The organism is Pseudomonas vanderleydeniana, from assembly GCF_014268755.2.
GTDB lineage: Bacteria > Pseudomonadota > Gammaproteobacteria > Pseudomonadales > Pseudomonadaceae > Aquipseudomonas > Aquipseudomonas vanderleydeniana.
This window is the reverse complement of sequence record NZ_CP077093.1, coordinates 2,910,471-2,935,056: the sequence shown is the minus strand read 5'-3', so window position 1 is coordinate 2,935,056 and position 24,586 is coordinate 2,910,471. Positions and strand designations below refer to the sequence as shown.

Below are 24,586 nucleotides of genomic sequence, written 5' to 3'. Positions count from 1 at the left end.
TACTGTGGTGAGCGGGCTTGCCCGCGCTGGGGCGCGCAGCGCCCCCAAAAGCGGGTACTCGATGCACCAGGCAGATCGCATGCGCAGGCTTTGCGACTGCCTTGCAGTCGAGCGCGGGCAAGCCCGCTCGCCACACAAGGCTAAGCGCGCTCATCAGCCTCACGACGCCACGGCCCGTTGCTGGAGGATCCGGTCCAGCCAGTCCGGGTCCATCTCCGGTTCCGAGGAAAACAGCAGGCCGGTGTAGTCCTGGTGCGGCGGCGTGAAGATCGTCTCGCGGGCGCCGTTGTCCACCACCCGGCCGCGCTGCATCACCACCACTTCATCGGCAATGGCCCGCACCGTCGCCACGTCGTGGGTGATGAACAGGTAGGACACACCCAACTGCCGCTGCACCCGATCGAGCAGCTTGAGAATGCCTTCGGCCACCAACTGGTCGAGGGCCGAGGTCACCTCGTCGCAGATGATCAGTTGCGGTTCGGCCGCCAGGGCCCGGGCAATGCAGATCCGCTGCTTCTGCCCACCGGAAAGCTCCGAAGGCAGGCGCTCCAGGTACTTGCCGGGGTCCAGCTCGATCATCTCCAGCAATTGGGCCACCCGCTCACGCAGCGCCCGCCCCCGCAAGCCCAGGTAGAACGCCAACGGCCGCCCGATGATGTCGACGATGCGCTGACGCGGATTGAGCGCCGTGTCGGGGATCTGGTAGATCATCTGGATGCTGCGCAACTGCGCCTTGCTGCGCCGCCGGTAGTCCGCCGGCAACGCCACGCCGTCGAGCAGCACCTGCCCGGCCGTGGGCTGCAACAGGCCGGTGATCAGCCGCGCCGTGGTGCTCTTGCCGCTGCCCGACTCGCCGATCACCGCCAGGGTCTGGCCCTTGTAGAGCTGCATCGAGACGTCGTGCAGCACCGGCTGGCTGCTATAGCTGGCCGAGGCCTGGCGCACCTCCAGCAATGGCACCTCGGCGCTCGGGCGGGCCTTGGCCTCGGTGCGAAAGCAGCGTACCGCCCACAGTGACTGGGTGTAGCTCTGCTGCGGGTCACTGAGCATCTGCCGGGTCGGCGCCTCCTCCACCCGCTTGCCGTGGCGCAGCACCATGATCCGGTCGGCCATCTGCGAAACCACCGCCAGGTCGTGGGTGATGTAGATGGCCGCCATGCCGAAGCCCTTCACCGCATCACGGATCGCCGCCAGCACCTCGATCTGGGTGGTGACGTCCAGCGCCGTGGTCGGCTCGTCGAAGATGATCAGATCCGGCTTGCAGGCCATTGCCATCGCGGTCATCGCCCGTTGCAACTGGCCGCCGGAGACCTGGTGCGGATAACGCCGGCCAATGTTCTCCGGGTCCGGCAGGCGCAACACCCGATACAGCTCGATGGCCTGGGCTTCGGCTTCGGCGCGACTCATGCCACCGTTGATCACCGCCGTCTCCACATGCTGGTCGATCAGCCGGTGCGCCGGATTGAACGAGGCCGCAGCGCTCTGCGCGACATAGGCGATGCGCTGGCCACGCAGCTTGCGCAGGGTCTCGGCGCAACACTGGCGCAGATCCTGCCCGTCGAAGTCGATGGTACCGGCCGTGATCCGGCAGCCATCACGGGTGTAACCCATGGCGGCCAGGCCCAGGGTCGACTTGCCCGCCCCGGACTCGCCGATCAGGCCCAGGACTTCGCCACGGGCCAGGGTCAGGTCGACACCCCGCACCAGCGGATGCCAGGCTTCGTCATGACGCCCTTCGATCTGCAGGTGACGAATCTGCAGCAGCGGTCGCTTGGCTTCGCTCATGCTCAGCACTCCTTCAGCCCGCTGGAGCGGTAGAGCATCCAGTCGACGACAAAGTTGACACCAATGGTCAGCAGCGCCACGGCCAGCGCCGGCAGCAGCGGCGTGAGGTCGCCGAAGGTGATCAGCACGGCGTTGTCACGCACCATGCTGCCCCAGTCGGCGGTCGGCGGCTGGATGCCCAGGCCGAGGAACGACAAGGCGCTGATGAACAGGAACACGAAGCAGAACCGTAGGCCGAACTCGGCGATCAGCGGCGCACTGGCATTGGGCAGGATTTCGTGTCGTACCAGCCACCACCAGCCCTCGCCGCGCAGGCGTGCAGCCTCGACGAAGTCCTGCACCACCACGTTCATCGCCACCGCCCTTGCCAGGCGGAAGACCCGGGTCGAATCGAGCAGCGCGATCACCAGCACCAGCGAAGTCGCCGTGGTGCCGACCACGCTGAGGATCAACAGGGCGAAGATCAGTTGCGGAATCGCCATGAGAATGTCCACGCAGCGCGACAGCCCCATGTCGACCCAACCACCCTTGAGCGCCGCCACCAGGCCCGCCAGGCCACCCACCAGGAACGCCAGCACGGTGGTCAGCAAGGCGATGCCCACGGTGTTGCGCGCGCCGTAGAGCAGGCGGCTGAGCATGTCGCGCCCGAGGTTGTCGGTGCCCAGCGGGAATTGCGCGCCCCAGGCGGCGAACCCCTCGCCGACCACCTCGGTTTCGCCATGAGGCGCCAGCTGCGGGGCCAGCAGCGCCACGCCGATATACAGGACGATCACACAGAAACCGAACTGGGCACTCAACGGGGCCCGGATCAACTCTTTGCACAGGGTTTTCATCGGTTATCCCCTCGGATGCATCAGGCGTGGGTTGCTGGCGATCGACAGCACATCGGCCAGGGTATTGAGCACGATGTAGGTCGCGGCGAAGATCAGGCTGCAGGCCTGCACCACCGGGATGTCGCGCTTGGCCACCGAGTCCACCAGCAACTGCCCCAGGCCCGGGTAGACGAACACCACTTCGACCACCACCACCCCCACCACCAGGTAGGCCAGGTTCAGCGCAATCACGTTGACGATCGGTGCCAGGGCATTGGGCAAGGCATGGTGGAAGATGATCCGGCCCTGGCTGATGCCCTTGAGCCGGGCCATCTCGATGTAGGGGCTGGCCAGCAGGTTGATCAGCGCCGCACGGGTCATGCGCATCATCTGCGCGACCACCACCAGGCTCAGGGTCGCCACCGGCAGTACCGAACGCTCCAGCAACAGGCCCAGGGAAGCGTCCGGCGGCAGGCTCGACAGGCTTGGCAGCCAGCCCAGCTTCACCGAGAACAACAGGATCAGCAGGTAGGCGACGAAGAACTCGGGAAACGATACCGAGCTCAGCGCCAGGGTATTGAGCAGCCGGTCGAACCAGGAGTTGCGGTGCAACGCCGCGAGCATCCCGAGGATCAGTGCCAACGGCACCGAGACCAGCGCCGCCAGGCCGGCCAGGCAGAGGGTGTTGCCCAATCGCCCGGCGACCAGTTCGGCGATCGGCCGCTGGTTGGCCAGGGATGCACCGAGGTCACCTTGCAGGATATGCCCGGCCCAGTGCAGGAAACGCCATAGCGCGGGCTGATCAAGCCCCAGCTGGGCACGGAAGGCCGCCAGGGTTTCCGGGGTCGCCGACTGGCCGAGCATGGCCTGGGCGATGTCTCCCGGCAGCAGGCCCACCGCCAGGAAAATGATCACCGACACCGCGAACAGCGAGAACAGCCCCAGCGCCAGGCGCTGGGTCAGCAGCTTGAGAATGCTCTTCATGCCCTGCTCTCCCGGCTCAGGCCTGCCACCAGCGCTCGATCACCCGCAGGCCGTCGAGTTCGCCATAGGGGGCGGTCAACCCGCCATGGGCGACGCGGTTGGAACGGGCCGCCACGGAGCTGGCGAACAGCGGGATGATCGCACCGCTGTCGTCGCGACAGATCTGCTGCATCTCGTTGTACATCTCCTGGCGCAGCGCCACGTTGAGCTCGCCCCGGGCCTGGTTGAGCAGTTCATTGAAACGACTGTTGTCCCAGTGCGATTCGTTCCATGCCGCCCCCTTGGCGTAACCGATGCTGAACATGCGGTCGGCGGTCAGGCTGCTGTACCAGAACGAAGTGGTGAACGGCTGCTTGTTCCAGACATTGGAGAAAAAGCCATCGGCCGGTTCGCGCACCACCTCGATGTCGATGCCGGCGGCCTTGGCCTGTTCCTTGAACAGCACCGAGGCATCCACCGCACCGGCGTAGGCGGCGTCACTGGCCTGCAGACGCACCTTGAGCGACTCCACACCGGCCTTGCGCAAGTAAAATTTCGCCTGTTCGGGGTCGTACTTGCGCTGCGGCAGTTGCGTGTTGAGAAAACGGCTGCCGGGCTGGATCGGATGGTCGTTGCCCACCGCGCCATAGCCCTTGAGTACCGAGGCCAGCAACGCCTCACGGTCGATGCCGTGCTTCATCGCCAGGCGGATGTCGTTGTTGCGAAACGGATCGCTGTCACAGAGCATCGGGAAGGTGTACTGCTGGGCCCCCTTGGTTTCCTCGATGACCATGTTCGGGTTGCGCTTGAGCAGGCTGACGGTCTTCAGGTCGACCTTGTTGATCACGTCGACCTGGCCGGTAATCAGCGCATTGACCCGCGCCGCGCCATCGGAGATGCCGATCAGTTCGGCGCTGTCGAAATGCGCGCGGCCAGCCTTCCAATAGCCGGGATTTCGCTCCAGGGCCATGCGCACGCCCGGTTCGAAGGACTTGAGCCGGTAGCCACCGGTGCCGACCCCGGCGCGCCAGTCAGCCAGGCCGTCCCTGGCCGGCATGATCACCAGGTGATAGTCGGCGACCACGTAGGGGAAATCGGCATTGCCCGAACGCAGTTCGAAAGCCACGCTGTCGTTACCGGCCGCCTTGACCGAGACCACTTCGCCGAGCACGGTCTTGGCCGCCGAAGTGGACTTCTCGCCCAGGTGGTGTTCGATGGAAGCGACCACATCCTCCACCGCCAGGGTCTTGCCGTTGTGGAAGGTTACCCCCGAGCGCAACTTGAAGGTCCAGATGCGTGCATCCGGCGAGGACTGCCAGCTCTCGGCCAGTTCGGGAATGGCCGAACCGTCCACGGCGATTTCCACCAGGGTGTTGTACACCGCCGAGAAGCCGACGAAGGTGAAGGTGTCGCTCCAGGAGCCCGGATCGTAGGAGTCCGAAGTGCTCGCCCCGGCCAGGCCCAGGCGCAGCACACCGCCCGGCTTGGGCGTGGCCTCGGCGGCCCAGGCGTGCAACGGCAGGCCCATGGACACGGCTGCCCCGGCCAGCCCGGCCATGGCACCGAGCTTGAGAAAGTCGCGGCGTTCCCGTTGGAAGCCCTGGGTGGGTTGAGGAATCTTGTTGTTATTATCGCTCATCGAGTTGCCCCTCAAGTTGCAGTCAGTAATGGCAATGGTGGTCTGGCGGGCCTCTTCGCGGCGGTCCGGCGCCCCGACAAGCCCGCTCCCACAAGGTGAACGCGATCAACTGTGGGAGCGGGCTTGCCCGCGAAGAGGCCCACAAAGCCCCCCAAAACCTCAAGCCAGCCGAATCAGCGCATCCACCGCCACCGCCCCCTCGGCATTGACCAGCAGCGGATTCACATCCAGTTCCAGCAACTGCCCGGCGTTCTCGCAGGCGTAGTCGGCCACCGCACGGATCGCAGCGACCAGCGCCGGCATCGGCACCGCCGGGCCACCGCGAAAACCGGTGAGCAGCGGTGCGCAACGCAAACCACGCAGCGCCTGTTCGATGGCCTGGTCGGTGGTGGGCAGCAACAGGCTGCGACTGTCCTTGAGCAGCTCCACCAGGATGCCCCCGGCGCCAATCACCAGCGCCAGGCCAAAACCGGGCTCACGCTTGATCCCGACGATCAGCTCGGCCAGGGGGGGTGCAGCCATGCGCTCAAGCAGTACCTGTTCGAAGCGCAACTGCGGCGCATGCCGGGCCAGACTGTCGCGCATGGTGTCGAGTGCGCCGGCCAGCGCGGCCTCGTCCTTGAGGTTGAGGGCGACGCCACCGACCTCGGTCTTGTGCGGCAGGTCGGCACTGACCACCTTGAGCACCAACGGGTAGCCCAGGCTGCGCGCCTCCAGCAGCGCCTGCCGCGGATGGCCGATACGCGCCTGTGGCAGCGGCAGGCCGAATGGGCGCAGGGCCTGCTTGGACTGCCATTCGTCGAGCAGGCTGCCAGCACTCGTCGCGGCCTCCGGGCAGATCGGCGCCAGGGCCGCCTGGCCATCGGCCAGCAAGGCCTCGCGGCGCGCGCGGTAGTGGGCGATCCGCCCCCAGGCCGCGAGGCCATCCTCGACCCCTTGCAGCGCCGCCACGCCGTGGGCGTGCAGCCGTTCGCGGGCCGCCGCCGGGAGCAGTTCGGGGAAGGCCGAAGCGACGAAGCCGGTCTTGCCGTGGCGCTCCAGCGCCTGGCAATACAGCTCCAGCAACAGGTCGCACTCCTTGCGCTCACCGGTGAACTCGGCCGGATAGTCGAGCACCAGCAGCGCCGAGTCGGCCGGAGTTCTCAGGGCGGTGTCGAGCATCCGCTCCAGTGCCTCGCGGTCGCCCCAGATCGCCGTGGTGAAGTCCAGCGGGTTGACCAGGTTGGCGTAGCCGGGCAGTACCTGGGCCAACTCTGCCCGCTGCCCCTCATTCAGTTTTGGCAGGCTCAGGCCGTTGCGTTCGGCGTAGTCGGCAATCAACCCCGCATCGCCTCCCGAACAGGCCAGCCCGGTCAGGCTCGGCCCGGCCGGCAGGTTGCCACAGGCGGCGGCCTTGAGCGTCTCCATGAAACTCACCGGCCCGCTGACGCGAATCACCCCGAGACGATCGAACAGGCTGTCGTACAGTGCATCGGAACCGGCCAGCGAGCTGGTGTGACTCAACGCCAGTTCGGCACCGATCTGCGATACGCCGGTCTTCAAGGCAATCACCGGAATGCCCCGTTCCAGGGCCTTGTGCGCCGCGCGGGCAAAGCCCGGCACGTTCTTCAAGCCTTCCAGGTGCAGGCCGATGGCGGTGACCCGTGGCTCATCGAGCAGCACGTCCATCAGCTCGGCCACGCCCAGCTGCGCCTGGTTGCCCACCGAGGCCATGTAGGCCAGCGGCAGCGAGCGATCGCTCATCGACAGGTTGTAGGCGAAGTTGCCGCTCTGGGTCAGCACCGCCACGCCCTTCTCCACCGTCTTGCCGCCATGGGCCACCGGCCACAGGGCGACGTTGTGCAGATAGTCGAGCAACCCGTAGCAGTTGGGGCCCAGCAGCGCCATCTCGCCCGCCGCCTGCAACAGCCGCACCTGCAGGGCCTGGCCTTCGGCGCCGGTTTCGGCGAAGCCGGAGGCATAGCAGATCGCCCCGCCAGCGCCCCGGGCCGCCAGTTCGGCGACGCAGGTCAGGGTCAATTCGCGGTTGGTGGCGATGAAGACCGCATCGGGACCACAGGGCAGATCGGCCACCGAGGCCACGCAGGGAATACCGTCGAGGCTGGCGTGTTGCGGGTTGACCAGCCACATCTGGCCCTGGAAACCGCCATCGGCGCAGCGCTTGAGCGCGCGTGCCATGCTGCGCCCACCGACGAATGCCAGGTGCCGTGGCGCCAGCAGGCGCTTGAGATTGTCTCGAATGGACATGCTGTGCTCTCCTGGTCCGATCAGCGCAGCAGCGGCCGCAGCAGCTCGCGGGAAATGATGTGGCGCTGGATTTCCGAAGTGCCTTCCCAGATCCGCTCGATCCGCGCGTTGCGCCAGATCCGCTCCACCGGTCCCTCGTCCATCAGGCCCATGCCACCGAAGATCTGCACCGCCTCGTCGGCGGCGCGGCCCAGTACTTCGCTGGCGAACAGCTTGGCCATGCCGGCCTCGCCGTCGGTCATGGTGCCCTGGTCCATCTTCCAGGCGGTGTGCAGGGTCATCAGTTCGGCCGCGCGGATTTGCGTGGCCATGTCCGCCAACTTGAAGGAGATGCCCTGGTAGGTGCCGATGGGCTGGCCGAACTGTTTGCGGTCGGCCGACCATTGCAAGGCCGCATCCAGCGCGCGCTGGGCCTGGCCGACACAGTTGGCGGCGACCATCACCCGCCCGGCGGTCAGCCAGGCATTGGCGACCTCCCAGCCCTTGTCCACCTCGCCCAGCACCTTGGATGCCGGGACGCGGCAGTCGTCGAAGAAGATCTCGCTGGTGTGGTAACCACGGTTGCTCACGCATTTGGGGCCACGGCGGATGGTCATGCCCGGGGTATCGCGGTCGACCAGGAAGGAGGTCACGGCATTGCGCTTGCGGCCGTTGTGCTCGTAGGTGTCGGTGACCGCGAAGACGATGGCGAAGTCGGCGTGTCCGGCATGACTGATGAAGTGCTTGCTGCCGTTGATGATGAAGTCGTCACCCTCGCGCACCGCACGGGTCTTGATCGCATTGGCATCGGAGCCGGCACCGGGTTCGGTCAGGGCGAAGCAGTCGACCTTCTCGCCACGCACGCAAGGCAGCAGGTAGTCCTCGATCTGCGCGCCCTGGCAGGCCATGAGAATCTTCGACGGCCGCGCGACGAACACGTGCAAGGCCCAGGAGACCTTGGACAGCTCACGCTCGATCAACGCCTGGGACAGATAGTCGAGGCCACCACCACCAACCTGCTCCGGCATGTTGAAGGCATAGAAACCGGCAGCAATGGCCTTAGCGCGGATCTGCGCGGCGAGCTCCGGTGGTACCGCATCGGCGCGGTCGACCGCCTCCTCGTGGGGCAGCAACTCCTTCTCGACGAAACTGCGCACCGCTTCGACCAGCATGTCCTGCTCTTGGGTCAGTTGGAAATTCATGGGTTACCTGCTGTCCGGTTACTGGCCAATGAAATGGGGAGCACGTTTTTCCACGGCGGCCTGCAGCGCCTCGGCGCCATCGCGGCTGCGGCCACACAGCAGGCCGGCCGCCTGCTCGGCCTGCAGTTGCTCGGCCAGGCTGCGAGCGAAGCCCTCGCGGATCAGTGCCTTGGTCTGGGCGAAGGCGAAGGTCGGGCCGGCTGCCAGGCGCACGGCCAGGTCATTGGCGGTGCCCAGCAGTTGCTCATCGGCACACACCTCGCTGACCAGGCCGGCAGCCAGCGCGCGGTCGGCCCCCCAGAGTTCGTCGAGAAACAGCAGGCGCTTGGCCTGCTCGGTGCCGATCAACCGAGGCAGGTGCCAGCTGGCACCGGCGTCCGGCGAATAGGCCATGCCGGTGTAGCCGGCCTTGAACCGCGCCGTCTGCGCGGCCAGGCGAAAATCGCAGCACAGGCTCAGGTCCATCCCCGCCCCCACGGCGGTACCGTTGATGGCGGCGATGGTGGGCTTGGCGAATGCGTGCAGGCGGCTCATCAGCACATGGGCGGTTTCGGTCCAGCCATAGGTTTCGAGGATCCCGCGACGTTCGGCGTCGGCCCATTCGGCCAGGTCCGCACCGGCGCAGAAGCTACGGCCGTTGCCGGTCAGCAGCAGCACCCGCACCGACGGGTCGGCCGCGTGCCGGTCGAGCAGGTCGATCAGTGACTTGAGCGTGGGAATGTCCAGCGCGTTGCGTTGCTCGGGACGATTGAGGGTGATCCGGGCAATGCCGGCCTCGACCGAGTTGAGCAGGGTCGGTTGGGAGCTCATGAAAGGCCCTCGTCTTATTGTTCTTGAGTGTGAGGTGGAGCGTTGACGGCGATACTAAACAACTGTTCAGCAGCGTAGCAATCGCTCGGAAAATCTCATGAAGACTCTTTTAATCGCTCCTAACAAATTGATTTATAAGTATTTCTATTGACAAGAAAGACCATTGGCCAAGAGAGTTGTTACATCTTCGAACAACTCGATTCAGGGGCAGGCCGAGAGGCCAGCTGCCCGCCGAACATCAACACTGCTGATATCAACTATTCCTGCCACCGCCTTACACCGCCCTCGCCCAATCACTAAACTGCCCTACCCGTCCCGTCCCAGAGCCTCCCGATCATGTCAGCCCACCCCCACACAGCCCCCGTGATGACTCGCGCCCTGGTGATGCTGTTCGCCTTCTGCTGCGGCGCCATCGTGGCGAACATCTACTATGCCCAGCCGATCATCGAACTGATCGCCCCGGACCTGGGCATCTCCGCCCACAGTGCCAGCCTGATCGTCTCCCTGACCCAGATCGGCTACGCCCTGGGGCTGTTCTTCCTGGTACCGCTGGGTGACCTGCTGGAAAACCGCAAGCTGATGCTCGCCACCGTGGTGGTCTCCACCCTCAGCCTGGTCGCCGCCGGCCTGTCCCGGCAACCCGGGGTTTTCCTGGTGGTATCGCTGCTGATCGGCTTCAGTTCGGTCTCGGTGCAGATCCTGATCCCCCTCGCCGCCCACCTGGCGCCCGAGCAATCGCGCGGGCGGGTGGTCGGCGGGATCATGGGTGGCCTGCTGCTGGGCATCCTGCTGGCCCGGCCGTTGTCCAGCGTGGTCGCCGACTACTTCGGCTGGCGCACGGTGTTCATCGCCGCAGCCGTGCTGATGCTGTTCATCATGCTGGTGATCCTGGGCACCATGCCCAAGCGCCAGCCCAGTCACAGCGCCACTTACGGCCAACTGCTCGGCTCGCTGGGCAAGCTGTTCCGTGACCAGCCGGTGCTGCGCCAGCGAGCCTGGTACCAGGGCCTGATGTTCGCCACCTTCAGCCTGTTCTGGACGGCCGTACCGCTGGAGTTGTCGCGCGTCCATGGCCTGTCGCAGTCGCAGATCGCGCTGTTTGCCCTGGTCGGCGCGATGGGCGCGATTGCCGCGCCGCTGGCCGGGCGCCTGGCGGATGCCGGGCATACCCAGCGCATGTCCCTGCTGGCGATGCTGCTGGCAACCCTGAGTTTCCTGCCGGCGCTGGTCCATCCGGCCTACAGCGTGATCGGCCTGGCCGTGACCGGCGTGCTGCTGGACTTTGCGGTGCAGATGAACATGGTGCTCGGCCAGCGTTCGGTCTATGCCCTCGATGCGACCAGTCGTGGCCGGCTCAACGCGCTGTACATGACCAGTATCTTCATCGGTGGCGCCATCGGTTCGGCGGTGGCCAGCAGCTTGTACGAACAGGCTGGCTGGGCGGCGATCATGGCCCTGGGCAGCGCCCTGCCACTGGTGGCGCTGGTGAGCTTCCTGGTGGTCGCCAGCCGCCGGAAACGTTCGGTTGCAGTGGCCTGAACAGACAGTATGATCTGCGCTTTGCACACCACAGGGCGTGGATCATGACCGCTACGAAAGACCGGGTTCGCATCATCGACAGCACCGTCCTCTCGGATGACTGGTATCTGCTGAAGAAAACCACCTTCGACTTCCTGCGCAGCGACGGCACCTGGCAGCGGCAGAGCCGCGAGACCTACGACCGCGGCAATGGCGCGACCATCCTGCTGTTCAACCGTGAAAAACGCAGCGTGGTACTGACCCGCCAGTTCCGCTTCCCGGTCTTCGTCAACGGCCACGACGGCATGCTGGTGGAGGCCGCCGCCGGCCTGCTGGAAAATGCGTCGCCCGAGGACCGGATCCGCGCCGAGGCCGAGGAAGAAACCGGTTACCGGGTGCAGAACGTCCAGAAGATCTTCGAGGCCTACATGAGCCCCGGCTCGGTGACCGAGAAGCTGCACTTCTTCCTTGGCGAATATGACGGTGACAGCAAGGTCAGCCATGGCGGTGGCCTGGAGGCCGAGGGCGAGGACCTGGAGGTCCTGGAACTGTCCCTGGAGGACGCCCTGGCCGCGGTACGGCGCGGGGAAATCGTCGATGCCAAGACCATCATGCTGTTGCAGTACGTGGCCTTGAACCACACCCTCGATACCCCGCGCTGATCCGCCTCAGGCCGGCGAATACGGCAGGGCCCGCTTGTGCGCAGTCCTGGCGTAGGCCGCCTCGATGATGGCGCTGACCTGTGTCGCAACCGGCTCGCCGAGCAGATAGGCGTCGATCTCGGCATAGCTGCAACCATAGGCGGCTTCGTCCGGCTTGCCCGGCACCAGTTCCTCAAGGTCCGCCGTTGGCGTCTTGAACACCAGTTGTTCCGGCGCGCCTATGGCCGAGGCCAGCCGACGCACCTGGCCCTTGGTCAGGCCCGACAGGGGCGCCAGGTCGCAGGCGCCGTCACCGAACTTGGTGAAAAAACCCATCAGTGCCTCGGCCGCGTGATCGGTGCCGACCACCAGCCCGTTGGCGAAATTGGCCAGCGCATACTGGGCCATCATCCGGGCCCGGGCCTTGACGTTGCCCTTGACGAAATCCACCTGGGCCGGGCTGGCCTGCGCTGCCTCGGCTTCGAGGCTACCCATCAACCCCTCCACGCAGGCCGAGATATTCGCAGTGCTGATCTCGTCCGGCCGGATGAACGCCAGGGCGGCCTGGGCGTCATGCTCGTCAGCCTGGGTCCGGTAAGGCAGACGCATGGCGATGAAGCGCGCCGCAACGCCCTCCTCGCGCAACTGCTCGACCGCCAGTTGGCACAGGCGGCCGGCGGTCAGCGAATCGACCCCACCGCTGATGCCCAGTACCAGGGCCTGGCAGCCGGAACGCTTGAGCGTGGCCTTGATGAACGCGATACGCCGGGACAGCTCCGCGGCCTCATCGCCGCGGGCCAGTTGCCGATTCACCCCGAGCGCCTTGGCAATTCGATCCTGAGTTTCGGTTCCCATCTCACACCTCCAGTTGCCGATTGATTTCAGTCACCTTGAACACCTGCGCCGCATAGCGCAGGAACGACGGGTCTTCACAGACGTTCTTCACCGGATCATCGGAAAACTTCACCACCGGCTCGCCGTGCACCCGCACCAGCTTCATCACGATGCTCAGCGGCTCGACACCCTCGACATCGCACGCCAGGCTGGTGCCCATGCCGAAGCCGAAACGCGCCTTGCCCCGCACGTGGCGCATGATCGGCAGGCACTTCTCGAAGTTCAGGCCATCGGAGAACATCAGTTCCTTGCTCATCGGGTCGATGCCCAACTGCCGATAGCGCGCCAGTACCTTGTCGGCCCAGACGATCGGATCACCGGAGTCCTGGCGCAGACCGTCGTAGAGCTTGGCGAAGTACAGGTCGAAGTCCTCGAGGAAAAAGTCGGTGCTGATGCAGTCGGTCAGGGCGATCCCGAGCCGGCCGCGATACTCGCGCACCCAGTTTTCCAGTGCCGCGTTCTGGCTTTCGCGCAGGCGCCCGAGCTGCTGGTGCACCATCAGCCATTGGTGGGCCATGGTGCCGATCAGCGGCAGGTCGAACTCGTAGGCCAGGTGCGCGTTGCTGGTGCCGACGAACACGCCGGGGAAGTCGCGGCGCATGATGTCGACCACCTCGCGCTGAGCGCGGAAGGACAGCCGCCGGCGGGTCGAAAAGTCCGACACCCGCAGGTCGGCCAGCTCCTCGCGACTGAGGTTCTTCTCCAGCCATTCGAACTTCTGGTAGAGCTTGCGGCTGACGTCTTCCAGCAGCACATCCGGGTACTTCTCGCGGTTGCGCAACTCGCTGACCAGGGCCAGCACCGGCTGCTCGAACATGATGCAGTGCAACATCGGGCCACGTACGCGAATGGTCAGCTGACCGTCCACTTCGCTGACGTGGATGTAGCGCAGGTTGAAGCGGAACAGGCCGAGAAACTGCTCGAAGTCCGCGGTCAGGTACTCGCGAAACCGCCGGTTGAACAGGAAGCGCAGTTCGCCTTCGCGCATCTGCAGGCCCGCCAGCTTTTCCAGCTCGGCGCGCACTTCGGGTATCAGGTGGCCGAGCTTCTCCCGGGAACGAACGATGAACTGGTACTCCACCTCGACGTTGGGGTGCTGGTGCAACACCGCCTGCATCATGGTGAAGGTGTAGTAATCGGTATCCAGCAAGCCCTGGATGACACCGCCTTCGCGGTTGAATGCGCTTTCCATGAGTTACTCCTTGTGGCCGGTCGCACGGACCAGTTGTTCACGACTGTTGACGACCTCGATCCGCGCCTGTTGCAGATCGTGGATGGCCTGTTGCGCCCCTTCGGCACTGATGGCCCGGCAGGCCGGCAGATAGACGATGACCCTGAACCCCGCCCCTGCCAGTTGCAGCGCCGTGGTCTTGACGCAGAAATCCAGGGCCAGGCCGCCGACGATCACCTGCTGCACCCCGTGGGCGTTCAGGTATTCGATCACCCCGGTGGAGAGCTGGTGGTAGAGATCGTGGAAACAGGCTCCGTAGGGGTGCAAGGCCGGCTCCACGCCCTTCCAGACGAAATAGTCGTAGTCCTGGGGCGCCGGCAGCTCATCGAGCAGGGTAAAGCCTTCGGTGCCGGGAACGCAGTGGCTGACCCACGTCAGGTCGGCATGTTCCAGGCCGGTCGGCTTGAGCATTTGCTCATGGGACTCGACGACCCAGGGCGCCTTCGGGCTGTGCGCGTCCTTGCTGCCGACACGGATCCCGGCCAGCGATGCCATGAAGTTCAATTCGGCACCGATCAGGTGGCCACCCACCACGGGCAGTTCATCCGGGCATAGCGGCGTGAAGCCCTTCTGGGCATCGACATCGAAGGCGGCTGTCTTGATCACTTGAGCGTTCATGGCGGGTTCTCCCTTGGCGATGAAACAAAGGTACATGTCATGTACTTTCAAATCAAGCTTCGATTGAAAAAATATTCAAACAACACAAAATAGCCATTATCCACATAAATCATCCTTGACCTATAAGTACATGACACGTACTTTTAAGAAAAAGGAGATCCCATCCATGTACGAGCTCGCAATCTATGGCGGCGCCTTCAACCCACCTCACGCCGGTCACGCCCAAGTGATGATCGAGGCCTCCCGCCACGCCCGCTCGGTGTGGGTGGTGCCCTCCTTCCGGCACCCTCATGGCAAGCACATGGCTGAATACGAACGGCGCCTGCGCTGGCTGCAGGCAATCGTCGAACAGGTGCGCCCCTCCTGCTCTTCAACCCTTTCGGTCAGCCGGATCGAGCAACAGCTGGCCCAACTGACCGACGCACCGATCTACAGCTATGGGCTGCTCTGCACCCTGGCCGACATCACCGGCCTGCCAACCCGGCAGATCGCCCTGGTGGTCGGGCAGGACGTTGCCGCGCAACTGCCGGATTTTCATCTGGGCGCGCAATTGCTCGAACGCTTTTCGGTACTCTGCATGGATGAACAGGTGGGTGTGCGCAGCACCTTGCTGCGCGAGCGCCTGGCCGTGGGCGAAACACTGCCCGCCCACTGGATGGCACCGGGGATGAATCCGGTAGACTACGGACTCTATGCCGCACACAGGAACTGACATGCCGGACCCGACCCCCAGCCCACCGAAGAAAAGCGACTACCTGCACACCGTCGACCTGTGCGTGCTTTTCTACTGCCGCGAGGCGCAGGCACTGCAGATCCTGCTGCACAAACGCGAGGCCGAGCCATTCCAGGGCCACTGGGCCCTGCCCGGCCTGGTGGTCAACGGCGCGGTGCCCGACCGGACGCTGGACGATGCAGTGGAACGCCTGCGTGCCAGTGACAAGGTCAACCTGCCGCTGGCCTGGTGCGAACAGGTCGGTACTGTCGGCGATGCCTTTCGCGACCCCCGTTGCTGGTCATCCTCGACCTACTACCTGGCCATCGTCGCCGAGTCACCCAGCCTGAACGAACAACAGGCCTGGTTCGCTCTCGACAGCGTCGCCAACGGCTCGGTACGCCTGCCGTTCGACCACAACACGCTGGTGGCGGCCACGCAGGAGCGACTGCTGTCCAAGTCGCTGTACAGCAGCCTGCCACTGACCTTTCTCGGCACCGAGTTCAGCGCCCCGGAAGCCACTGCGATCTTTTCCCTGGTGCTCGCGCGCCCGGTACTCAAGACCAGTACCCGCCAACGCCTGCTGAAGATGACCGAGGCCGGCTACCTGCGCGAAACCGGACGCAAGAAACAGGGAGACGGCGGCCGTCCGCAAGCCACCCTGCAAAACCTCAAGCCCGACGCCCTCTACCTGTTCGACCGCTGCTTTCTGGAGTGATACCGCGCATGAAGCCCGACACCGAATCCGAATGCCTGCTGCACACGCCCTACTTCGACGTGGTCAAGCAAGGCAGCTACTTCATCGTCAAGGAGCGCCAGGCCATCAATGGCGTGGTGGCGATTCCCGTCATGCCCGACGGCCGCCTGATGCTGGCGGTGCTGCAGCGCCGGGCCATCGGCGCGCAGTCCATCGAGTTTCCCCGCGGCGCGATCGACCCGGGCGAGACCGCCCGCGACGCCGCCGCCCGTGAGCTGCAGGAGGAAACCGGCTGGCCGGCACGCCATGTCACCGAACTGGGGTTGCTGCACAGCAACACCTCGCTGATCGCCAGCGCGGTGGCCGTGTGCCGGGTGGATATCGAGGGCGAGGCCAGCGACAGCACCGATGGTGAGGTCGACAAGGTGCTGTTCGTGACGCGCCAGGAACTGATGACGATGATTGCCGAGGGCCGGATCACCGATGGGCACACCCTGTCGGCCGCGATGATGCTGGTCGCCCAGGCACCCGGCCCGACGCTATAGCGTCAGGCTGCCGCTGATGCAGGTCACGGCGGCGCCACCGACCCAGATCTCGTCACCGATCTGCTCCACCTGCACCCGCCCGGCACGCCCCATCGCCGTGCCCTGGCTGACCCGATAGGAGCGTGGCGCCCGCCCCGCCCCCAGCAGCCAACGGGCGATACCGGCGTTCAGGCTGCCGGTGACCGGGTCTTCAGGCATGCCATCACCGGCGATGAAAGCGCGTACCTCAAACTGGCAGTCATCGCCATCCCGCGCCGGACTCCAAGGCGCCACGACGCCAACGGCCAAGCCTTCCAGTTGCACGTAGTCAGGCTTGATCGCCAGCACCCGTGCCCGGCTGGGCAGCATCAGCACCATCCAGTCCGCACCGTTGTCGACCCACTGGGCTTCGAGCACCTCCTCGGGAGCCAACCCCAGGCCCCGTCGAGCACGCTCGCGCAGTTCCGGCTCGAGCGGTCCGGCCCGCAGCAGCGGCGGCGCGAGAAAGGCCAGGTCATTCCCCTGGCGGCGAATTCGCACCAGGCCGACACCACACTCCTGGATGATTTCTTCGCCCTTGGCTACGCCACCCGCCTCCAGCCAGGCATGGCAGGTACCCAGCGTCGGGTGGCCGGCGAACGGCAGCTCCTTGGTGGAAGTGAAGATCCGCACCCGATAGTCCGCCCGAGGGTCGCGGGGCGCCTGCAGAAAGGTGGTTTCGCTGAGGTTGGTCCAGGTCGCGAAGGCCTGCATCCGCTCGCTGGTCAGCGAGTCGGCGGCGAATACCACGGCCAGCGGATTTCCCTTGAGCGGTTCGCGACTGAAGACATCCAGTTGCTTGAAATCGTGCTGGCTCATGGTGCTACTCCCTGTCGAAAGAACGTGATCGGTGGTCTGTGCGCCATTTCAGCACACAACCCTCGTTCAAATCCCGTCGCGGGCGATGTCCATCGCAAAATAGGTCAGGATGATATCGGCGCCGGCGCGCTTGATCGCTCCCAGGCTCTCGCGCACCACCCGGTGTTCGTCGACGGCGCCGGCCTGGGCACCGAACTTGATCATCGCGTATTCGCCACTGACCTGGTACGCCGCCAATGGCAGACGCGAGGCCTCACGGATGTCGCGGATGATATCGAGGTAAGCGCCAGCCGGCTTGACCATCAGCGCATCAGCGCCTTCCTGTTCATCCAGCAGCGATTCGCGCACCGCTTCGCGGCGGTTCATCGGGTTCATCTGGTAGGCCTTGCGATCACCTTTGAGCGCGGTACCGCCGGCTTCACGGAACGGCCCGTAGAGTGCCGAGGCGAACTTGGTCGAATAGGCCATGATCGAGGTGTCGAGGAAGCCGGCAGCATCGAGCGCACTGCGGATGGCCTGGACCTGGCCATCCATCGCCGCGGACGGCGAGATGAAGTCCGCCCCCGCCTGGGCCGCGATGACGGCCTGGCGCCCGAGGTTGCGCAGGGTGGCGTCATTGTCCACCGCATCGCCATGCAGCACGCCGCAGTGACCATGAGAGGTGTACTCGCAGAAACAGGTATCGGACATCACCACCATTTCCGGCACGGTGTCCTTGCAGATCCGCGCCATGCGCGCCACCAGCCCCTGTTCGTTCCAGGTATCGCTGCCCTCGGCATCCAGGTGATGGGAGACGCCGAAGGTCATCACCGACTTGATCCCGGCGCGGGCATAGCGCTCGATCTCGCTCGCCAGCTTCTTCTCGGGAATCCGCATCACTCCCGGCATGCTGGTGATGGGCACGAAATCGTCGATCCCTTCCTCGACGAAGATCGGCAGGACCAGGTCGTTGAGGCTGAACTCGGTTTCCTGGAACAGGCCGCGCAGGCTTTCATTTCGGCGCAGGCGACGCAGGCGCGTGGTCGGAAATAGCTGTGACATGGAGTTTCCCAAACAGATTCGCGAAGACGGATTCAGAGGCTGCCGAGCTTAGGCCAATCGCCCCCCGGTTTACACCGGAAGATCGAGAAAGCTCTGTTGCACCCCTTGCAACAGTCTGCCGCTGGCCAACCCTGCGGCGCCAGTGGTTTTTGCCATGAAATCAAGACTTGCCGGTCACTTTTCGGCCAATCGGCCTGTTGGCCGAATGATCGGGCGTGGCGAATTTGCAATATGTAGTGAGATAAAAAAATCACTACAAAATCATTGACGCGCGCTTTTTGCCCTTGCATGATGAAGCCATCTCCCCGATCGGGAGTGCTGTAGAAAGCTGTTGTGACAGGCTCGACAAGCCGTCGAGCTGTTCTGGATATGTACTGCCCACAAGGCAGATTGATGAAGCTGACCTGTCGTGATCGTCCCAACGGGCGAGAAGCACCGGCCTAACGTCCTCAAAATGCTTGTGGCTGACTTCGTTACTGTCGTCGGCGCCGTTCAAGGATCGCGCTGCTGCTTCTTTTCGTCGAGACGTCCTGTGTAGCGAGCCTGGTTTCACGCTACACGAAATCACCACCGGGGTTGGAGCCACATTCAACGGGCGCTATTGCCCGCGTGCGGCACCTCAGCAATTCGCCGTCTTGGCAACGATACACACGTAAACCAGACAGATTAACGAGTGGTCAAAGGGGCTTTAACATGAATCTGAACAATCATCCGACTATCGATCAATTGGCTGGACTGTTCGCATCCCGCAAGGACAGCCACGACGACCATATCCTCTGGATCAGCGAAGCCGGAGACGTGAAACTCGACCGCCGCGCGACCCATGTCGACGAGCAGCATTTCAGCCGCGCCCAGCCCAACCTGCTGGCCTGCCTGGTGATGTACCGTCGCGGCCAGGGCTACACCGGCAAGAAGGCGGCAGCCGACCGCGACTTCATGGGCCGCGTCCTGCAGAGCCTGAAGGCCGAGTGGGCTTCGCACCACGCGCTGGCCAAGAGCGCCTGATGGTCTGAACCATCGAGCCCACCCGACACGGGTGGGCTCCCCTGCTCTGTCACTACCGTGCAAAAATCCAGAAACCCGCCGGTTTTATCCAACTCTGCATGACGTCGCGCTCCCACACTGGAATCACCGCCTGCCAGCTACGGCTCGATTCCACCGAGGAGAACTCCATGAGCGACTATGTCTTCGCCCCCCACCAAACCCCATCCCTGGCCGTTGCCGGCGAATCCGCCCGCTTCCCGATTCGCCGGGTGTTCTGCGTGGGCCGCAACTATTCCGAACACGCCCGGGAAATGGGCCACGACCCGGACCGCGAGCCACCGTTCTTCTTCATGAAACCTGCCGACGCGGTGGTTCCGGCCAGTGGCGTGATCGCCTACCCGCCCCTGACCACGGACCTGCACCATGAGATCGAACTGGTCGTGGCGATTGGCGAAGGCGGCGAGAACATCGAGCCAGAGCATGCCCTCGCCCATGTCTGGGGTTACGGCGTCGGCCTCGACCTCACCCGCCGGGATATCCAGGCCCAGGCCAAGAAGCTCGGACGTCCCTGGGATTGGGCCAAGGGTTTCGATGAATCGGCACCGTGTACGGCGCTGCATCGGGCCAGCCAGCTGGGGCACCCGCAAAGCGGTGCGATCTGGCTGAAGGTCAATGATGTCGAACGCCAGCGCGGCGACCTGGCCGACCAGATCTGGTCGGTGCCGGATGTGATCAGCCACCTGTCGCGCTCGGTCGCCCTGCGCGCCGGCGACCTGATCCTCACCGGCACCCCGGCCGGTGTCGGGGCGCTGCAGCCGGGCGATCGGGTGAGCGCCGGTATCGACGGCATCGCCACCTTCGAGCTGAGCATCGGCCAGCGTTGAGCGGGTGCCGGGATGTCGCCATTGCCCTAGGCTGTGTACGAAATTGTTTGAAACGCAGGTTAGGCAAGGCAAAAACCGGCGAGGAAGCGCAGTTGACTGGTTGTCAATGAGCATTCCGAGCCGGTTTTTAACGCCGCATAACCAAGTTTCAAGCGATTTCGTGCATAGCCTAGAATGCCGACATCCCCTCCTGGCCGCTCAAGGATCGTGTCGATGTCGAGTACTTCCCGCGTGCGCACCTACGGCATGCAGCAACGCAGCGACCGCCCGGATTTCTACATCCGTGACAAGCAGGCCCGACCGGCTATCGTCGCCCCGCACCGCCACGACTACTTCCAGATCCAGATCAACCTGGGTGGCGACACCGTGCAGCACATCGGCGGTGCCATCAGGCCCTACCCGCAGCGGGCGCTGGCGTTCATCCTGCCGCATCGCCTGCACCTGATCCCGCATCCCGAGGACAGCAACTTCGTCCTGATCAACTTCTCCCAGGCATTCTTCCTGCCGCACCTGGATTGCGACCCGCTGGACCTGGAAGACCTGTCCATTCACGAGCGCCCCGAACTCTCGCCATTCCAGTACCAGGAACACCTGGACTTCATTCTCGACGAGCAGGATTTCGCCGAAGTCCTGACGCTGCTGGAGAAAATGCGTGAGCTGGACCAGGGCCGCGACCTGGGCACCCGCCAGGCGCTCAGGGGCTGCCTGCTGCAACTGACCGGCAAGATCTGCAGCCGCTTCGGCAACGAACTCGAGGCGCTATCAGCGAACAAGGCCGCGCGGCGTGGCCGACGGGATGCCATGGCTCGGTTGTCAGGCTACCTGCGCGAGCATATCGCCGACCCGGCGCTGAACCTCAAGGACACCGCCGAGGCGGTCTTCCTGTCGCCCAACTACCTGACACACCTGTTGCGCAAGGAGACCGGCAAGACCTTTTCGGACCTGGTGCTGGAGCGACGCATGCACCTGGCGCGCACGCACCTGCTCAACGGCGATCACCCCATCAGCCAGGTCGCACGGCTGTGCGGCTTTGCCGATGAGGCATACTTCTCACGTCGTTTCAAGGCGACCCAGGGCTTGCCACCGGGTCAGTTCCGACGTCAACGCCAGGCAAACTGAATCAGGCCCGGCACTCGACCTGCAACACCCCATCCGGGCCCGAGGCACCTACCAGCTTCAGCGGCAGGAAGGCTTCGATCACCCGCATGTTGCTCTGCAGGTGCTCGGTCATCTGCGGCGTGGTTAAACTCCCGCCGCCCGCCATCGCCATGGGCAGCAGCAGTTGATCGGCCAGATGCTCGCCCACCGCCGCCTTGCTGTTCAACCAATGCCGCGCCGCGTCGACCGCCGCATCGGCGACCGCCTCGGAGCGCACGTTGAACTGCCCGAAGGCGCAGAACACCTCGCTCAACTGCGCGCAGCGGAATTCCAGCAGCAACACGTTGCCAGGGCTGTCCGCCGCGACATGCTCCGTGCGACAGGCCTCCTCGGGCAGGTGCAGGCGCTTCGCAACCCGGGCCAGCTCACGCTGGGCCACGCCGTCGACAATACCGCCGAGCAGCACCCGCGCATCACGTTCGAGCACTTCACCGCGCTCGTTCAGGTGCAGAGGCTGCAAGGTCGAAGGCTGGACGAACACTTCCAGTTCGCCACCGCCAGCTGGCACGAAACCATGGCGCAGCAGTTGCAACTCGACCTTGGCTCCCATCCGCCGCAGCAGCGGCAACCAGGCGCGCTCGAGAAACTCGAAGGGCGGAGCCAGTGGGTTGTGGGTTCCGCCGCTGATACGCACCCGGCTGGGCTGCGGTGCTTGCAGCAAGGCCGGCAGCAGGGTCTGCAACACCAGCGAGCAACTGCCGGCCGTGCCGATGGCAAAGCGGAAGTCACCACCCCGAATCGGTCCCGGTTCGAAATACAGGCTTTGTGAACCCAACTGCGCGCCTTCCAGCCGCGCCCCACAGACCTCGGCGGCCGCCAGCACCGCCGTCAGGTGCTGGCGTAGCAGGCCCGGCCGACTGCGCCGGGCGCGAATGTTACCGATACGCAGTGCCCGCCCCGTCAACATCGACAGGCTCAAGCCGCTACGCAACACCTGGCCGCCGCCCATGGCGCCGTCCAGTTCGATCATGTCCTTTTTCATATCCTTCCTGAATCATGCATAAGTACGGACCATCTCCCTCAGGTAGTGGTCCAGACGCTCACTGTTTTCGTGGGTACGTGGCAATACCGGCACCGGCTGCTCCAACTGCGCCTCGATGAATTCGTGCAACGCCGGGCGACGCGAGCCATAGGCCGCCTCGTCGGCGCCGCGCTTGAGTTGCAGCAACTCATCGACCTCCGCCAGCAGCAGCGGATCGTCGACCGTCTCGAGCAACGCATCGAAGGTCATCGGCGGCCGCCCCAGCCCACTGTCAATCCAGCGCACCGCCAACAGGGGCCGTAGCACGTAGAAGTACTTCTTGAACCGCACCGTCTCCCCCTGCAGGTAGCCACGGAAGTTCTTCCGGGCCATCGACAGGTAGTGATTGCGTGCGGCGGGCGGGCTGTAGAACGCCTCCGCCAGCTCACGCAATGAGCGGGTCGCGGCCTCCTCACTGCGATACACCAGTGGCGAATCGAGCCATTCGAGCAGGGTCGGGTTGGATTTGCGCAACAACCCCAGGGTCTTGCGCAACTCCCAACCACTGATATCCAAATCATCGTCCAGCGGCCGCTCGATCACATCCCGCGCCTCGCTGACCTGGATGAACCAGTCCGGTTTCTCCACATAGACGAAGCGCACATCGTAATCGCTGTTCGTCGACGAGAAACCCCAGGCGCGGCTGCCCGATTCGCAGGCATACAGCACCTTCACATTACGCTCGCGCTCTATCCGCGCCAGCTCCTCCAGCACCCGGGCACGCATCGCGTCATCCAGCGGGTGGCGTTCGTCATATTCCCCATTCATGCCCTTCCCTCTCCAACCAGGCCAATCACTCTACCCCTTCACACAAACCACCTGCCGCAAGGTATGCAGCACTTCCACCAGTTCACGCTGGGCGTGCATCACCTGGTCGATGTCCTTGTAGGCCATCGGGATCTCGTCGATCACCGCCTCGTCCTTGCGGCACTCGACATGGGCCGTCGCGCGGATCTGGTCCTCGACGGTGAACATCTGCTTGGCCTTGGTACGGCTCATGACTCGCCCGGCACCGTGGCTGCAGGAGCAGAACGATTCCTCGTTACCCAACCCACGAACGATGAAGCTCCTGGCGCCCATCGAGCCGGGAATGATCCCCAGCTCCCCCTTCTTCGCCGATACCGCGCCCTTGCGGGTCACCAGTACTTCCTCGCCGAAATGCCGCTCCTTCTGCACGTAGTTGTGGTGGCAGTTCACCGCCTCCAGCGCCACGTCGAATGGCTTGCGAATCACCTGGCGCGTGGCGGCGATCACCGCCTGCATCATCACCGCACGGTTCTGCCGGGCGAAGTCCTGCGCCCAGGCGACCGCCTCGACGTAATCATCGAAGTGCTGGCTACCTTCCTCGAAGTACGCCAGGTCGCGGTCCGGCAGGTTGGCGATATGCCCACGCATATCGGCCCGCGCCAGTTCGATGAACAGGTTGCCGATGGCGTTACCGACACCCCGCGAACCGCTGTGCAGCATGAACCAGACCCGGTTCGCCTCATCGAGGCAAACCTCGATGAAGTGGTTACCCGACCCGAGGGTTCCCAGGTGCTTGCGATGGTTGGCGTTCTTCAGCTTCGGGTACTTGTCGATAATGGCCTTGAACCGCGGCTCCAGTGCCGACCAGGCCAGGTCGGCCACGTCCGGAACATCTTCCCAGGCGCCCTTGTCACGCCCGCTGCGTGGACTGGTACGACCGTGGGGCACCGCCCGCTCGATGGCGCTACGCAGGCCCTGCAGGTTGTCCGGCAGATCGCTGGCGGTCAGCGAGGTGCACGCGGCAATCATTCCGCAACCGATATCCACGCCCACTGCCGCCGGGATGATCGCGCCCACCGTCGGGATCACGCTACCGATGGTCGAGCCCTTGCCCAGGTGCACGTCGGGCATCACGGCCATGTGCTTGAAGATGAACGGCATCTTCGCGGTGTTCATCAATTGCTGGCGAGCCTCGGGCTCGACCGGAACCCCCTGGGTCCAGAGTTTGATCGGTTTGCCGTTGGCGACTTCGAGCAGGGTGTAGGTCTGGTCTTGCATGTTCTTCATTTCCTGATGGCCAATTCGGCCTTGTCCTGGTTTGACGGCGACAAGGGGCGGTGAAACATGGACACGCTCTACCTCTGAGCTATCACCACTGAGCTATCACCTTGTGGTGAGCGGGAATCGAACCCGCGACAATGTAGTTCCACCAGCATTCGCCGGGTAAATCATCAAAAATGGGTGGTACGACAAGGTAAGTGACTGATCCGTGTTGCCACGGGCCGGATTCAGACCGGCATTCAGATGTACAGCCACTGGCATTCGTACCTTTCGTGGCAACCGACAAGAGGGTGATGAGACGTCTTTGGATGTAGTCCCACCGGCATTCGGTTGCCGCGAA

General features: G+C 64.4%; 23 protein-coding genes. 8 read left to right on the top strand and 15 right to left on the bottom strand.

Annotation, left to right across the window (positions count from 1 at the left end):
- Positions 1-159: 159 nt before the first annotated feature.
- From HU752_RS13295 to HU752_RS13265, 7 genes are all read right to left on the bottom strand, one after another.
- On the bottom strand, positions 160-1,785 hold the full coding sequence (locus tag HU752_RS13295; RefSeq protein WP_186680023.1) for an ABC transporter ATP-binding protein: 1,626 nt from the start codon (positions 1,783-1,785) through the stop codon (positions 160-162).
- A gap of 2 nt (positions 1,786-1,787) precedes the next feature.
- The gene (locus HU752_RS13290) at positions 1,788-2,618 is read right to left on the bottom strand and encodes an ABC transporter permease (protein ID WP_186680021.1); all 831 of its coding nucleotides are present in this window, start codon (positions 2,616-2,618) and stop codon (positions 1,788-1,790) included.
- A gap of 3 nt (positions 2,619-2,621) precedes the next feature.
- Positions 2,622-3,581 (bottom strand): ABC transporter permease, encoded by a 960-nt coding sequence (locus HU752_RS13285; RefSeq protein WP_186680019.1) that lies wholly within the window; start codon positions 3,579-3,581, stop codon positions 2,622-2,624.
- 16 nt (positions 3,582-3,597) lie between these two features.
- A complete protein-coding gene (locus tag HU752_RS13280; protein ID WP_186680017.1) occupies positions 3,598-5,199 on the bottom strand; it encodes an ABC transporter substrate-binding protein in 1,602 nt (533 codons plus the stop codon).
- A gap of 159 nt (positions 5,200-5,358) precedes the next feature.
- Positions 5,359-7,446, bottom strand: a complete 2,088-nt coding sequence (locus HU752_RS13275) for an acetate--CoA ligase family protein (RefSeq protein WP_186680015.1) — start codon at positions 7,444-7,446, stop codon at positions 5,359-5,361.
- A gap of 20 nt (positions 7,447-7,466) precedes the next feature.
- Positions 7,467-8,627: an acyl-CoA dehydrogenase family protein gene (locus tag HU752_RS13270; protein ID WP_186680013.1), complete on the bottom strand. Its 1,161-nt coding sequence runs from the start codon at positions 8,625-8,627 to the stop codon at positions 7,467-7,469.
- Positions 8,628-8,645: 18 nt separating this feature from the next.
- Entirely contained in the window at positions 8,646-9,437 is a 792-nt protein-coding gene (locus HU752_RS13265; protein ID WP_186680008.1) for an enoyl-CoA hydratase/isomerase family protein, read from the bottom strand.
- A 336-nt stretch (positions 9,438-9,773) separates the two neighbouring features.
- Between HU752_RS13265 and HU752_RS13260 the strand changes: the two genes are divergently transcribed.
- Positions 9,774-10,976, top strand: a complete 1,203-nt coding sequence (locus HU752_RS13260; protein WP_186680007.1) for an MFS transporter — start codon at positions 9,774-9,776, stop codon at positions 10,974-10,976.
- A 44-nt stretch (positions 10,977-11,020) separates the two neighbouring features.
- The gene (locus HU752_RS13255; RefSeq protein ID WP_186680004.1) at positions 11,021-11,617 is read left to right on the top strand and encodes an NUDIX domain-containing protein; all 597 of its coding nucleotides are present in this window, start codon (positions 11,021-11,023) and stop codon (positions 11,615-11,617) included.
- Positions 11,618-11,623: 6 nt separating this feature from the next.
- On the opposite strand, the gene nadE is transcribed toward HU752_RS13255, so the two are convergent.
- From nadE to HU752_RS13240, 3 genes are read right to left on the bottom strand one after another with little or no spacing between them, the layout of a single operon-like run.
- Positions 11,624-12,451 (bottom strand): NAD(+) synthase, encoded by an 828-nt coding sequence (nadE, locus tag HU752_RS13250; protein WP_186680002.1) that lies wholly within the window; start codon positions 12,449-12,451, stop codon positions 11,624-11,626.
- A 1-nt stretch (position 12,452) separates the two neighbouring features.
- Complete coding sequence (pncB, locus tag HU752_RS13245) at positions 12,453-13,682, bottom strand: nicotinate phosphoribosyltransferase (RefSeq protein ID WP_186680000.1); 1,230 nt, start codon at positions 13,680-13,682, stop codon at positions 12,453-12,455.
- A 3-nt stretch (positions 13,683-13,685) separates the two neighbouring features.
- Entirely contained in the window at positions 13,686-14,339 is a 654-nt protein-coding gene (locus HU752_RS13240; protein WP_186679999.1) for an isochorismatase family protein, read from the bottom strand.
- Positions 14,340-14,505: 166 nt separating this feature from the next.
- Here HU752_RS13240 and HU752_RS13235 point away from each other — a divergent pair, with 166 nt between their 5' ends.
- The 3 genes from HU752_RS13235 to HU752_RS13225 are packed head-to-tail and all read left to right on the top strand — an operon-like array spanning position 14,506 to position 16,293.
- Positions 14,506-15,051, top strand: a complete 546-nt coding sequence (locus HU752_RS13235; RefSeq protein ID WP_186679998.1) for an adenylyltransferase/cytidyltransferase family protein — start codon at positions 14,506-14,508, stop codon at positions 15,049-15,051.
- Position 15,052: 1 nt separating this feature from the next.
- Positions 15,053-15,769, top strand: coding sequence for an NUDIX hydrolase (locus HU752_RS13230; protein ID WP_186679997.1), 717 nt, complete (start codon positions 15,053-15,055; stop codon positions 15,767-15,769).
- A gap of 8 nt (positions 15,770-15,777) precedes the next feature.
- Positions 15,778-16,293, top strand: a complete 516-nt coding sequence (locus HU752_RS13225; RefSeq protein ID WP_186679996.1) for an NUDIX hydrolase — start codon at positions 15,778-15,780, stop codon at positions 16,291-16,293.
- On the opposite strand, the gene HU752_RS13220 is transcribed toward HU752_RS13225, so the two are convergent.
- Both HU752_RS13220 and hemB read right to left on the bottom strand, forming a co-directional pair.
- Complete coding sequence (locus HU752_RS13220) at positions 16,288-17,130, bottom strand: PhzF family phenazine biosynthesis protein (RefSeq protein ID WP_186679982.1); 843 nt, start codon at positions 17,128-17,130, stop codon at positions 16,288-16,290. The two genes, HU752_RS13225 and HU752_RS13220, sit on opposite strands and share 6 nt — an antisense overlap.
- A gap of 66 nt (positions 17,131-17,196) precedes the next feature.
- Positions 17,197-18,171: a porphobilinogen synthase gene (gene hemB / locus HU752_RS13215; RefSeq protein ID WP_186679978.1), complete on the bottom strand. Its 975-nt coding sequence runs from the start codon at positions 18,169-18,171 to the stop codon at positions 17,197-17,199.
- A gap of 693 nt (positions 18,172-18,864) precedes the next feature.
- On the opposite strand from hemB, the gene HU752_RS13210 reads away from it, so the two are divergent.
- From HU752_RS13210 to HU752_RS13200, 3 genes are all read left to right on the top strand, one after another.
- Complete coding sequence (locus HU752_RS13210) at positions 18,865-19,176, top strand: hypothetical protein (protein WP_186679976.1); 312 nt, start codon at positions 18,865-18,867, stop codon at positions 19,174-19,176.
- 167 nt (positions 19,177-19,343) lie between these two features.
- Positions 19,344-20,039, top strand: coding sequence for a fumarylacetoacetate hydrolase family protein (locus HU752_RS13205; protein WP_186679973.1), 696 nt, complete (start codon positions 19,344-19,346; stop codon positions 20,037-20,039).
- 213 nt (positions 20,040-20,252) lie between these two features.
- Positions 20,253-21,158, top strand: a complete 906-nt coding sequence (locus HU752_RS13200) for a helix-turn-helix transcriptional regulator (protein ID WP_186679971.1) — start codon at positions 20,253-20,255, stop codon at positions 21,156-21,158.
- Between the two features lies 1 nt (position 21,159).
- Here HU752_RS13200 and rtcA read toward each other — a convergent pair whose 3' ends face one another.
- Genes rtcA through HU752_RS13185 form a run of 3 tightly spaced genes read right to left on the bottom strand, consistent with a single transcriptional unit; the run spans position 21,160 to position 24,243 of the window.
- Positions 21,160-22,179 carry an RNA 3'-terminal phosphate cyclase gene (rtcA, locus tag HU752_RS13195; protein WP_186679969.1) on the bottom strand — a complete coding sequence of 340 codons (1,020 nt, stop codon included), beginning with the start codon at positions 22,177-22,179 and terminating at the stop codon, positions 21,160-21,162.
- 12 nt (positions 22,180-22,191) lie between these two features.
- On the bottom strand, positions 22,192-22,986 hold the full coding sequence (locus HU752_RS13190; RefSeq protein ID WP_186679967.1) for a nucleotidyltransferase domain-containing protein: 795 nt from the start codon (positions 22,984-22,986) through the stop codon (positions 22,192-22,194).
- A 30-nt stretch (positions 22,987-23,016) separates the two neighbouring features.
- Complete coding sequence (locus HU752_RS13185; RefSeq protein ID WP_437182344.1) at positions 23,017-24,243, bottom strand: RtcB family protein; 1,227 nt, start codon at positions 24,241-24,243, stop codon at positions 23,017-23,019.
- Positions 24,244-24,586 lie beyond the last annotated feature (343 nt).